Origin of the sequence: Exiguobacterium sp. RIT341 (assembly GCF_000632205.1) — a bacterium.
Lineage (GTDB): Bacteria > Bacillota > Bacilli > Exiguobacteriales > Exiguobacteriaceae > Exiguobacterium_A.
On the sequence record NZ_JFYW01000001.1, the window covers coordinates 623,147 to 634,715 of the forward strand.

Consider the following 11,569-nt stretch of genomic DNA (forward strand, 5'->3'; position numbering starts at 1 on the left):
GAATTTGTTTATGGAATACCGTGTAGAACGTGACACGATGGGGGAAATTCGTGTACCGGAAGCGCAGGAGTGGGGCGCACAAACACAACGTAGTCTAGAAAACTTTAAGATCGGAACGGAAAAAATGCCGATTGAAGTCATTCGTGCCTTTGCAGTCCTGAAAAAAGGAGCGGCGCTTGCGAACCGCGACTTAGGTGTGCTTGAGACAGAAAAAGCTGGTGCCATTGCTGAAGTATGTGACGAAATCATCGCGGGGAAATTCGATGATGAGTTTCCGCTTGTCGTTTGGCAAACGGGTTCAGGTACTCAGTCTAATATGAACGTCAATGAAGTGATCGCTCGGGTCGCGACACGCAAATTAAAGGAACAAGGCAGTGAAACGACGATTCATCCGAATGATGATGTCAATAAATCACAAAGTTCAAATGATACATATCCAACAGCGATGCATTTAGCGGCAAAAACAGTCTTATTGGAATCACTTTTCCCAGCTATCGATGCTCTGCATGCGACCCTTGATGAAAAAGCAAAGGCTTTTGCGGATATCGTTAAAATCGGACGAACACACTTGCAAGATGCTACACCAATCACACTTGGTCAAGAAATCAGCGGCTGGGTCCGGATGCTTGCGCTTTCGAAGCAAATGATCGAACGGACGCTTGATCCATTAACGGAACTAGCAATCGGCGGTACGGCAGTTGGTACGGGGATTAATGCGCATCCTGAGTTTGGTGATTTGGCAGCGAAGAAGATGAGTGAAGAGACGGGTTATGAATTCACGAGTGCGGAAAACAAATTCCACGCTTTAACAAGCCACGATCAACTCGTCTTCACACATGGTGCTGTCAAAGCACTAGCGATGGACGCGATGAAGATTGCAAATGACGTCCGCTGGCTTGCATCTGGTCCACGAGCAGGAATCGGTGAAATCACGATTCCAGAAAATGAACCAGGGAGCTCAATCATGCCAGGAAAAGTCAATCCGACTCAAAGTGAGGCATTGACGATGGTCGCTGCGCAAGTCCTTGGAAATGACGCAACGATTGGTTTTGCTGCAAGTCAAGGTAACTTTGAACTAAACGTCTTCAAGCCGGTCATCATGTATAACTTTATTCAATCCGTTCGTTTACTTACAGACGCCTTGCATTCGTTCAATGACCATTGTGCGATTGGCATTGAACCAGAGCAGTCCGTCATCGCTGAGAACGTCGAACGGTCACTGATGCTCGTAACAGCGCTCAATCCGCATATCGGATATGAGAATGCGGCAAAAATTGCGAAAGCGGCGCATCAGTCAGGGTCGACATTAAAAGAAGCGGCACTTGCGACAGGATTACTAACAGAAGAACAATATGATCAATGGATTGTACCAGCAGACATGGTTCGTCCGAACTTAAAAGCATGAGTTGAAAAAGCGGGGGATATTCCCTCGCTTTCTCTTTATCCGAGAAATGTTATTCGGATCTATAGAAAGAGAGGGAATTGCATGGAGCAAAATCGAAAGCGGGCAGAAAAACAATTACAGCAAACGATCAACATGGTAGAGACATTACTTCGGATGCCGGCTGTACCACGATCAGAATTGCTTGCATTGGCGAGCTGGATGGAAGGACTCGGCAGAGAGGAACTCTTTAAGGGACTCGCCGATCAAGTAAGCCATGAAAAAATTACTTGGGAACGAGTAGACGTTGTCATTGATCAGTCAAGCGTCAAAGAATTATTGCAACCTATCGTCGATCAGTTATCAGAGCGCTCACGTGCTAACCGGGTCCGAAAGGAATTAGTCGTCACTGTGACAAAACGTTTTCTTGAGAATATCAAATGGAAAAAGTCACTGGAACAAGCGCGCTATATGTCACGTTTTTTTAGCTCGGTAGAAGATACCTTATCAATGTCACACGACATTACGATGGACGCCGTCATCATCGATTATGCATGTATCACTGATTCAGTGGAAGTGTTCAAAAAGCTCATGAAGCAGATGGAATCCGCATTCGTTCCGATCATCATCGTCGGTCCGAGCCAATCAGAAGTCCGACAAAGTAGTTATGAGATGGGGGCCGATGATTATTGGGATGAAACCGTGAGGAATGAAGAACGTCATGTCCGCCTTGCGCGACTTTTACGAAAACTGAGAGTTGTATCGTCAACAATTTTGGTCGATGAATTGACAGGGGCTTATAATCGGAAATACCTTCAGAATGCATTTGATCGTCGCACAGCACGTTTAGAACGTGAACAACGAACATTTGGATTAGCGATTTTTGATCTTGATCACTTCAAACGAATCAATGACTTACATGGACATCCGACAGGAGACTTAGTCCTATCCGAACTAGCGACCGTCGTTCAACAAGCGGCTCGTCTCGACGATGAGTTCATTCGTTTCGGTGGTGAGGAATTCATTTTACTGTTTTCAGCAGAAACATTGCCTCAAGCAATCGCTAATATGAATAAAATACGTGAACGTATCGAACGACATGTTTTTGCGAATGGATTAAAAATTACTGTTTCGATTGGTCTATCCTTTTCATTTGATATACATACGACGCTTGCTCAAGCGACGGCGGAGGCAGATGAAGCGTTATATCAAGCAAAACGTAATGGACGTAACCAAGTCCTTTCCTATTCTACGGCAATATCGATTGAAAAATTATCTGTGTCTATCCGTGTCGAGGAAAGATTGCTTAAACAAGTCCGTCAGTTGGATCTACCCGATCATCCCAAATACCACTTCGAAGTGGTTCCATTAGACGATCAGCAGACAACACAACTACAACTGGCGATTCTTTCGCTTGATCAATTAGCGATCGAGAACTTTCTGCGACTAGAAGAATGGAGAAAACAACGAGATTCAATCATTGATGTTTTGGTCGTGACAGAACAAGAAGATGATCGTCTTGCAGAAGCCTTATCTCGAGGTGCTACCGATTATGTGATGGTAACTCATGTAGATCAAGAAGTGGAAGAATGGATCACAGAGTGGATTATGCAAATACCGTAAAAAAACCAGCCTTTTCCTTCCGCTATTCGGATGGAAGAGGCTGGTTTTATAATGATCGATCATATTGACGAATGACAAAGGAGTAATCATTTCCTTCTACTGCATCATAATGCGTTTCAGACGTGATTTGAAAAGTAGACGGGATCTCGGGGTAATAGACATCTCCCTCAAGCGTCGCATCAATTTCTGTTACATAGATGCGCCGTACGAGAGGAAGCGTTTGAGCGAATAATTCTCCTCCACCAATCAAAAAGACTTCTTCCTCTGAATCAACATATGGGTGTAAGGTAGATAAATCATGCCAAATTGTCACGCCATCTATTACATAATTTTGATCACGCGTGATGACGATGTTCTCTCGACCAGGTAACGGGCGTCCAATTGATTCGAACGTCTTTCTCCCCATGATGATCGGTTTACCAAGCGTCGTACGCTTAAAGTGTGCTAAATCAGATGGAAGGTGCCACGGCATGGCATTATCGCGTCCGATGACATGATTTTTCGTGTACGCTACGATGTGTGTAATCATACAGCCACTACACCTTTAATATGCGGATCAGGATCATATCCTTCGATGATGATATCTTCGAAGCGGAAGTCTTCAATACGATCGACTGTTCGAGCGAAGCGCAGCGTCGGTAATTTTTTAGGGGTACGCGTCAATTGAAGATTGACTTGTTCCACATGGTTCGAATAGATGTGGGCATCTCCGAGCGTATGGACGAAGTCACCGACTTCGAGTCCACACACATGAGCAATCATATGTGTCAGTAAGGCATAGGATGCAATATTGAACGGTACGCCTAAAAAGACGTCGGCAGAACGTTGATACAGCTGACAGGACAGTTTTCCGTCAGCGACATAAAATTGGAACAAGAGATGACATGGAGGTAACGCCATCTCATCGACTTGTCCAGGATTCCAAGCGCTGACGATCAAACGACGGGAATCCGGATTCGTCTTGATTTGTTCGATGACTTGTGCGAGTTGATCGACCGTTGTTCCGTCAGGACGTGGAAAAGAACGCCATTGTGCCCCATACACAGGTCCTAAATCCCCATTCTCATCTGCCCATTCGTTCCAAATGCGCACTCCGTTTTCCTGCAAGTAACGAATATTCGTATCACCCGAAATAAACCAGATCAACTCATGGATGATTGACTTCATATGTAGCTTTTTCGTCGTGATAAGCGGAAAGCCATCTTGAAGGGAGAAGCGCATTTGGTGACCAAACACGCTCAGCGTTCCCGTTCCTGTCCGGTCTTCCTTTTTTGTTCCGTGTTCTAAAATGTGTTCGCAAAGTGCATGATATTGTTCCATCGGATGACAGCTCCTTTTAAAAAAATCCAATTTCCATTGTATCATAAACCATCACGATTTTGAGGAAGCTGGCAGATGTCTTGTGAACAGATAGCGGAATAGACCAAAAAGAGGAATGCCGTCTTGCCATTGCAATGATTGTTCATTTCGAAGACGAATGCGTCGTAATAAATAAATCTGAAGAATATAAAACAGTAATAAATCGACTGTCATCGTTCGAACAAATTGATTCGTCTCGAAATAAATACGGAAAATATTCCAATCGGCACGTGCGAGGGCAAGCCAAAGCAATAATGTCGTCACGACACTCAGTAAAGCGACGACAGTTGGAATCCAACCTCGACGCTGAAACGGTAAAAAGGTTTTCCTTGGAATAGCGAGTGCGACATAGGGCATTAAAACGAATGCACCTAAGAAGAACGACCCTATGCTTGCAACGAGCGGTCCTGGTCGCATGAATCGTTTTTCATCTAAAAATAATAAAAAGAAAGCAAATGGATAAATGCCAAGTAAAGCAAACAAACTTAATGCGGAAGTATCAAATTGACTTTGATCGAAACGTAAAAATGAAATTAAGAAACCTTCCGGAAAGACACGATTATTTCCAAATAACAAGATAAAGACAATGGCAATCGCCCAGACCAAGAAGAGCAAATACCGACGATACATTCGCCCACACTCCTTTCTCATACCGTTCTTTCCCATTATATTAGATGTGGTAAACGCCCCTATTTCATATTCCATGATATCAAATAAGTAAAAGTTCTCACTTGAGCACCCTCTTATGAACATGTTAAGATGACGTTGTGAGAATTGAAAGCGCTTTTACAAATTGATGCAATCGTTTGCTCAATATGTAGCACGACAGGTACATAAAAGAGGAGAGTGTAGAAGATGGAACGTAAATGGTGGCATGATAGTGTCGTTTATCAAATTTACCCTCGTAGTTACAAGGATTCGAATGGAGATGGAATCGGTGACTTAAACGGAATCGTTGAAAAATTGGATTATCTGAAGACACTTGGCATCGACGTCATCTGGTTAAGTCCAGTCTATGATTCACCGAATGACGACAATGGATATGATATCCGAGATTATGAAGCCATCATGAAGGAATTCGGAACAATGAATGATTTTGATCGTCTTCTAGATGAAGCGCATGCACGAGATATCAAAATTGTCATGGATCTCGTCATCAATCATTCGTCGGATGAACATCGGTGGTTTGCAGAATCGCGTCAAAGCAAGGACAATCCGTATCGGGATTATTACATGTGGCGTCCAGCAAATCCAGACGGTTCATTACCGAACAATTGGGGTTCGATTTTCTCTGGTCCTGCATGGGAATATGATGAGTCAACAAATGAGTATTACTTACATCTATTCTCGAAAAAACAGCCTGACTTGAATTGGGAAAATGAACAGATGCGTCAAGAGGTTTATGGGATGATCCGTCGTTGGTTAGATCGAGGAATCGATGGTTTCCGGATGGATGTCATCAACTTGATTTCAAAGACACCTGGATTACCCGATGCGACGGTCCATCCAGGAGCATTGTATGGAGATGGTGGAGAACACTATATCAATGGACCGCGTGTCCATGAATTTCTACATGAGATGAACGAAGCATCGTTTGGAAAGTACGATGTCCTGACAGTCGGTGAGATGCCGGGAGCAACAACAGATGATGCCATTCTTTACACGGATCCGGCACGTAAAGAGGTCAACATGGTCTTTACGTTCGAACATATGGATCTTGATTCAGGTCCGAACGGAAAATGGGATGTCATTCCGTTTGATTTGCTTAAACTCAAGCAAAATTTCACCAAATGGCAAACAGCGTTGCATGAAACAGGCTGGAACTCCCTCTATTGGAACAACCACGATCAACCTCGAGTCGTCAGTCGATTTGGTAATGATACGACGTATCGCGTCGAGTCAGCTAAAATGCTCGCTACGCTCTTACACCTTCTAAAAGGAACGCCATATATCTATCAAGGCGAAGAAATCGGAATGACGAATGTCGCGTTTGAAGACATTACGGACTATGAAGATATCGAAATTCGGAACATGTGGAAAGAACGTACGGCACAAGGAGCATCACCGGCGGAACTACTACGTTCCATCCATATCAAAGGACGCGACAATGCGCGGACACCGATGCAGTGGGATGCATCGGAAAATGCTGGTTTCTCGACTGGAACACCATGGTTGAAGGTCAATCCGAATTATCCAAACATCAATGTGGAACAGGCGCTTGCCGATGAACAGTCCATCTTCTATTACTACCAGCAATTGATTCGACTACGACATGATCATGAACTCGTCGTATACGGTCGCTATGAACTCTTACTTGAAGATCATCCGGAAGTCTACGCGTATTCGCGGACGCTTGAAGGAGAAACGTGGTATATCTATTGTTCGTTTGCAGATCATGACATTCATGTACCGATTTCTCACGCGACAACGGATCGCGTGATTGGTAACTACGCTGACACCAATACATCGGATGGCTTGACATTACGGCCATATGAATCTGTCGTTTTCCGAACGTTTGACGCTTAAATTTTCTGATTAAAAAATGGCATTGCCCTTACAAATGTAGGGCGATGCCATTTTAGTCTTTATGAAGTGACCGTTCTAATTGCACTATCTGTTTCACTTGTGAAATAATTTTTTCGCGATCAGTTATTGTCGAATTAAGATGGATACCGTACAACCGCTCAGGACCAGAAGGCTTCTCATGCAATAAAAATCCATCGATGCAGAGCGGCTCGTGCCCTTCGATTAACGAGAACTCAACAACGATTTTCATTGATTTTTGAAGAGGCAGTTTTAATGCAGTAGTGATTGCGATTCCATTTGGTGAGATATTATGAATCTTCATCAAGCCTTTTGGTGTCCGTTGCTCATTTTTCAGCAAATAAAACTCGCCCGTTACGGGTGTTTTCAATGTATAGCGAAACGGTTCATTACGTTTAATCTTCATCTAGGCACCTCCATTCCCATTATCCGACAATTCGCAAAACTCTTCTAGTCTTTTTTATCAGGCTGCAGCATCTGTTGATCGTTTCGTCGGATGGATGCGCTTTGCTAAATACATGAATGGTGTCGCGAACCAGGCGACGACGAATTTTGCGAGATATGTCGTAATGAAGATTTGCCACCAAATAGAGAATGGCATATCGTGAAAGGCGATCGCACAAAATGTCAACGTATCGAGCAATTGGCTTAATACAGTTGATCCCGTCGTCCGTAACCAAAGTTTTCGTTCGCCTGTCTTTTGACGAATCTTCGAATAAATGAAGACATCAAACAATTGCGACACGAGATAAGCGGCAAGACTACCGACAGCAATCCATGGCAGGAGTCCGAATAGTAGATGTAAAGAATCAGATGTTTCGAGTGCTGCTTTATCGGCGAGTGGGGTATACAAGAGACTGAATTGCATGAGGACGGTCGTCGTGATCAAGGAAAAGAAACCCATATAGACACCTTTTCGAGCGACCTGTTTGCCATATTTCTCATTGAGAATATCCGTCGCTAAATAACAACTGCCATAAACGACATTTCCTAACGTGAAGACGAAACCAAAAATATCGACGGTTTGTGTGACTTGAATGTTTGCAATGATTGTTGCGATGGCAATCCACATCAACAATCCGGTCTTTCCAAATAGATAATAACTGAAAATCAATAATCCCATCGTTAATAAAATGGAAGGGATCCATAACCATTCGTTCATGAGGTAGACTCCTTTCTGTTCATACAGATGGAAATTGTACGCTGAAATCGATCGCCTGTCAAAGGTGAGTTACACATGTGACCAATATAAAAAAAGACCATGAATCTCATGGTCTTTCAGATAGTGTTCAACCGAGTCGTTGTAAAGAATATCGACGTCGTCTCCCTTTGACGTAATAGTTCTCAATCGACGTAAAGTCATTTGCTTCTAAAATACGTTTCGCGTAAAAAGCGTGTGGTGATTGATCGAGAACACGCGCGCGTACTTCATGACGATCTAGTACTCCCGAATGCTTTAATGCTTCGGCAACTGCTTGAGTAGCTATACCACGTCGTGTATAAGGATCAAACACCATAAAGTCGAGTTGAAAATAGTGACCCATTTTCAAAAGTAGAACCCGCCCGACGATCGTATCTGCTTCAACGATATCAAAGTAGTAATCTTCAGGATAACTGTGCTCGACGGAATCAAAAGCTCGCTCTTCTCCAAGCTCATGGTCATACCCTTTGATTTCTTGCGGAGACAGCCCATATGCTTGCTCGCCATACTTCAAGAAATGGTCGTACTCAGCTTGATCGACATGACGTAATGCTCGACGTCTTAATTCCATCACAAAATCCTCCCTCATCCCAATTGATGCTTCGTTTACATTATAGCGATACCCTCCTTGCAATTGCAAAAATTAACTGGAACCGATCCGCAGGAAGAAATTTAAAAAAATCATTTTGTAATCATCTTGTGATTGTTTTAATTACCTCGAAATATGGTAAAGTAATGATGTAGACAACTGCATACTGGAAGGGGCTGGAAACGTGTTCACAGAACGTGACGGAATCAAATTGCGTTTAGAGCAAATCGAACGATTGTATTCGGACTTGAATCGTGAAGCGAAACAATTGACGGAACGCTTACGCCAATTAGATGAACAAGGGGATGAAGTACAACATGATCTTTCTCTTAACAAAGAAGATCGTGATCATTTGAAGTCAAGCATCGATGAGACACTTCAAGCTCTCATGAAACGGACTACGGTCGATGCAAAAGTCGAACAGGAAAAGCAAGAAGACCTGATTTCGAAAAAAGCATTGATCGAAGATATTGAAGGATTATTGAAGAAAAAGAAATGAGCTAGCTGCGGCTGGCTTATTTTTTATGGGGGAAATAAGCATGAAACCAACCATTGGACTGACGACGTGTCTTCGTCCGACTGACGTCGTGCATCATCGTGTGAAGCAGTTATTAGCGGATGAGACGATACACTTCGTCTATATCGCACGGCAAAAAAAAAGCATAGAACACCTACAACAGGAGACGAGATTGCCGGTATTAGTCGTCGATAAGAAACGACTAGATTTATACCCACTAGGCGAAACGACATCGTTCTTTTTCCATCCTTCAAGTGCGGTCTTTCGCATCAAACAAATTGATGCAGGTGGAAGAGATCCTCTCGTTGCGATGGGACGCCTATCAGAAGGGATGCATGTGTTAGATTGTACACTCGGTTTAGGTGCAGATGCGATTGTCATGAGTCATGCCATTGGAGAGCAGGGGCGGATCATCGGTCTAGAAAGCAAGACTGAGACAGCCTTTGTCGTCAAGGACGGATTAAAACGCTGGGAAGAATCTTACGAACCAATCAATCAGGCGATGCGACGAATCGAAGTAAAAGTCAGACACCATCTCGCATTTTTGAAAGAATGTCCGGATAATTGCTTTGATGTCATCTACTTTGACCCCATGTTTGAACAGACTGTTGAAGAATCGACACATCTAGACGCTTTACGAAAACTTGCGAATTATGAAGCCTTATCTGTTGAAGCGATGATTGAGGCGAAGCGTGTGGCACGTCAGCGCATCGTATTAAAAGCACATTATGAGAGCCCGCTGTTTGAGCGCTTTGGATTTGAACGATCCAAGCGTAAGACGTCGAAGTTGCATTATGGCGTGATTGAACTGTAAGTCAAAAAAGACCTCTGCCGATTTTGCGGCAGAGGTCTCACTGTTGATAGTGATTATTGAATAGCGCCTTTTAATTCGTCTTCCATCTCTTCGAACGTTTCCTGAACGGCACTGACCGGTTGTTTCGTCATCAAGCTGACGACGACCGTAAAGATCAAGCTGGTGAAGAATCCAGGTACCATTTCGTAAAGCGTCGTGCTAAGCCCGAGTTGCACCCAAATGATGACAGTCAAGGCACCTGAGATGATACCTGCTAATGCGCCTTGTTTCGTCATCCGTTTCCAGTAGAGGGAAAGCAAGATGATCGGACCAAAGGCAGAACCGAATCCAGCCCAAGCGTAACCGACAAGTGCAAGAATTGTCGCTGACGGATTCCAAGCGAGGATACTCGCAACGATAGCTACGACAAGAACAGCAATTCGACCTGTTAAGACGAGTTGTTTATCTGTTGCATTCTTTTTCAAGAAAGTCTTGTAAAAGTCTTCTGTCAACGCACTTGATGTGACAAGTAATTGTGAGGAAATCGTCGACATGATTGCCGCGAGAATCGCAGCCATCAAGAACCCTGTGATATACGGGTGGAATAGTACATCCGAGAAACGGATAAAGACTGTTTCCGGATCACCTAGTCCATTCCCTTGTCCTTCGAAATAGGCAATTCCAACTAGACCTGTCATCATGGCACCAATGATAGAGATGAACATCCATCCAATACCGATGCGACGAGCACTTTTTAAGTCCTGGACAGAGCGAATTGCCATAAAACGAACAATAATATGTGGTTGACCAAAGTAACCAAGTCCCCAAGCAAGGAATCCGATGATTCCAAGAACTGTTGTCCCTTTAAATGGATCAAACAACGAAGGGTCTAATTTTTCAGCATAGTTGAATGCACCATCGACTCCGCCGACGTCGGTCAATGCAACGACAGGAACGAGCACGAGTGCAATGAACATGATACAGCCCTGGACGAAGTCGGTCCAACTAACTGCGAGAAAACCGCCGAATAAGGTGTAGGCGATTACGACCGCAATCGTCAAGAGCATACCATAGTGGTAATCAAATCCGAATGAGCTGACAAATAATTTTCCACCTGAAACGATTCCAGCTGATGTGTAGAACGTGAAGAAGATGATGATGACGAGTGCTGACACAGTACGAAGCACGCGTGATTTGTCTTCAAAACGATTCTCTAAGAAATCAGGAATTGTAATCGAGTCATTTGCCATTTCCGTATAGAGTCGGAAACGTGGAGCGAGTACTAAATAGTTTACGTAACATCCAATCAATAATCCGAGTGCGAGCCAGAGTGCTGAAACACCTGTCGCGTACATGGCGCCGGGAAGTCCCATGAGCATCCATCCACTCATATCCGATGCACCAGCAGAAAGTGCTGTAACACCAGGACCGAGATCGCGTCCGCCTAACATGTAATCCTCTGTGTTCGTCGTTCGTTTGTAGGCAAAATAACCGATTGCCAACATGAGAACAAGATACAGAATGATTGAAATCCATTCTTGCGTCATAAAGTTAAATCCTCC

General features: G+C 43.8%; 12 protein-coding genes. 5 read left to right on the forward strand and 7 right to left on the reverse strand.

Features of this window, described 5'->3' with window-relative positions; translation table 11 throughout:
• Positions 1 to 10 precede the first annotated feature (10 nt).
• Positions 11 to 1,405, forward strand: a complete 1,395-nt coding sequence (fumC, locus tag BW42_RS03115) for a class II fumarate hydratase (protein WP_035407319.1) — start codon at positions 11 to 13, stop codon at positions 1,403 to 1,405.
• Between the two features lie 81 nt (positions 1,406 to 1,486).
• Positions 1,487 to 3,004 (forward strand): diguanylate cyclase, encoded by a 1,518-nt coding sequence (locus BW42_RS03120; RefSeq protein ID WP_035407322.1) that lies wholly within the window; start codon positions 1,487 to 1,489, stop codon positions 3,002 to 3,004.
• Positions 3,005 to 3,050: 46 nt separating this feature from the next.
• Here BW42_RS03120 and BW42_RS03125 read toward each other — a convergent pair whose 3' ends face one another.
• From BW42_RS03125 to BW42_RS03135, 3 genes are read right to left on the reverse strand one after another with little or no spacing between them, the layout of a single operon-like run.
• Positions 3,051 to 3,533 (reverse strand): dihydrofolate reductase, encoded by a 483-nt coding sequence (locus tag BW42_RS03125; RefSeq protein WP_035407327.1) that lies wholly within the window; start codon positions 3,531 to 3,533, stop codon positions 3,051 to 3,053.
• Positions 3,530 to 4,324, reverse strand: a complete 795-nt coding sequence (locus BW42_RS03130; RefSeq protein ID WP_029341960.1) for a thymidylate synthase — start codon at positions 4,322 to 4,324, stop codon at positions 3,530 to 3,532. Before BW42_RS03130 ends, BW42_RS03125 begins: the two co-directional genes overlap by 4 nt.
• 51 nt (positions 4,325 to 4,375) lie before the next feature.
• Entirely contained in the window at positions 4,376 to 4,993 is a 618-nt protein-coding gene (locus BW42_RS03135) for a hypothetical protein (RefSeq protein WP_035407330.1), read from the reverse strand.
• 225 nt (positions 4,994 to 5,218) lie between these two features.
• Here BW42_RS03135 and BW42_RS03140 point away from each other — a divergent pair, with 225 nt between their 5' ends.
• Entirely contained in the window at positions 5,219 to 6,889 is a 1,671-nt protein-coding gene (locus BW42_RS03140) for an alpha-glucosidase (protein WP_035407332.1), read from the forward strand.
• A 52-nt stretch (positions 6,890 to 6,941) separates the two neighbouring features.
• Here the strand turns inward: BW42_RS03140 and BW42_RS03145 are convergent, their stop codons facing one another.
• The 3 genes from BW42_RS03145 to BW42_RS03155 all read right to left on the reverse strand — a co-directional run bounded on the left by BW42_RS03145 (position 6,942) and on the right by BW42_RS03155 (position 8,679).
• Complete coding sequence (locus tag BW42_RS03145) at positions 6,942 to 7,313, reverse strand: PilZ domain-containing protein (protein ID WP_035407335.1); 372 nt, start codon at positions 7,311 to 7,313, stop codon at positions 6,942 to 6,944.
• Positions 7,314 to 7,370: 57 nt separating this feature from the next.
• Positions 7,371 to 8,069, reverse strand: coding sequence for a queuosine precursor transporter (locus BW42_RS03150; protein WP_035407338.1), 699 nt, complete (start codon positions 8,067 to 8,069; stop codon positions 7,371 to 7,373).
• A 127-nt stretch (positions 8,070 to 8,196) separates the two neighbouring features.
• Positions 8,197 to 8,679, reverse strand: coding sequence for a GNAT family N-acetyltransferase (locus BW42_RS03155; protein ID WP_035407341.1), 483 nt, complete (start codon positions 8,677 to 8,679; stop codon positions 8,197 to 8,199).
• 202 nt (positions 8,680 to 8,881) lie between these two features.
• Here BW42_RS03155 and BW42_RS03160 point away from each other — a divergent pair, with 202 nt between their 5' ends.
• Both BW42_RS03160 and BW42_RS03165 read left to right on the forward strand, forming a co-directional pair.
• Positions 8,882 to 9,196, forward strand: coding sequence for a hypothetical protein (locus BW42_RS03160; protein ID WP_023468579.1), 315 nt, complete (start codon positions 8,882 to 8,884; stop codon positions 9,194 to 9,196).
• A gap of 40 nt (positions 9,197 to 9,236) precedes the next feature.
• Positions 9,237 to 10,028 (forward strand): class I SAM-dependent methyltransferase, encoded by a 792-nt coding sequence (locus BW42_RS03165; protein ID WP_052018997.1) that lies wholly within the window; start codon positions 9,237 to 9,239, stop codon positions 10,026 to 10,028.
• Between the two features lie 53 nt (positions 10,029 to 10,081).
• Here the strand turns inward: BW42_RS03165 and putP are convergent, their stop codons facing one another.
• Positions 10,082 to 11,554: a sodium/proline symporter PutP gene (gene putP / locus BW42_RS03170; protein WP_035407344.1), complete on the reverse strand. Its 1,473-nt coding sequence runs from the start codon at positions 11,552 to 11,554 to the stop codon at positions 10,082 to 10,084.
• Positions 11,555 to 11,569: the final 15 nt, after the last annotated feature.

Excerpts from the sequence above, each read along its gene's own strand:
- fumC (WP_035407319.1), top strand. The coding sequence starts at position 11 with ATGGAATACCGTGTAGAACGTGACACGATGGGGGAAATTCGTGTACCG.
- BW42_RS03120 (WP_035407322.1), top strand. The coding sequence starts at position 1,487 with ATGGAGCAAAATCGAAAGCGGGCAGAAAAACAATTACAGCAAACGATC.
- BW42_RS03125 (WP_035407327.1), bottom strand. The coding sequence starts at position 3,533 with ATGATTACACACATCGTAGCGTACACGAAAAATCATGTCATCGGACGC.
- BW42_RS03130 (WP_029341960.1), bottom strand. The coding sequence starts at position 4,324 with ATGGAACAATATCATGCACTTTGCGAACACATTTTAGAACACGGAACA.
- BW42_RS03135 (WP_035407330.1), bottom strand. The coding sequence starts at position 4,993 with ATGTATCGTCGGTATTTGCTCTTCTTGGTCTGGGCGATTGCCATTGTC.
- BW42_RS03140 (WP_035407332.1), top strand. The coding sequence starts at position 5,219 with ATGGAACGTAAATGGTGGCATGATAGTGTCGTTTATCAAATTTACCCT.
- BW42_RS03145 (WP_035407335.1), bottom strand. The coding sequence starts at position 7,313 with ATGAAGATTAAACGTAATGAACCGTTTCGCTATACATTGAAAACACCC.
- BW42_RS03150 (WP_035407338.1), bottom strand. The coding sequence starts at position 8,069 with ATGAACGAATGGTTATGGATCCCTTCCATTTTATTAACGATGGGATTA.
- BW42_RS03155 (WP_035407341.1), bottom strand. The coding sequence starts at position 8,679 with ATGGAATTAAGACGTCGAGCATTACGTCATGTCGATCAAGCTGAGTAC.
- BW42_RS03165 (WP_052018997.1), top strand. The coding sequence starts at position 9,237 with ATGAAACCAACCATTGGACTGACGACGTGTCTTCGTCCGACTGACGTC.
- putP (WP_035407344.1), bottom strand. The coding sequence starts at position 11,554 with ATGACGCAAGAATGGATTTCAATCATTCTGTATCTTGTTCTCATGTTG.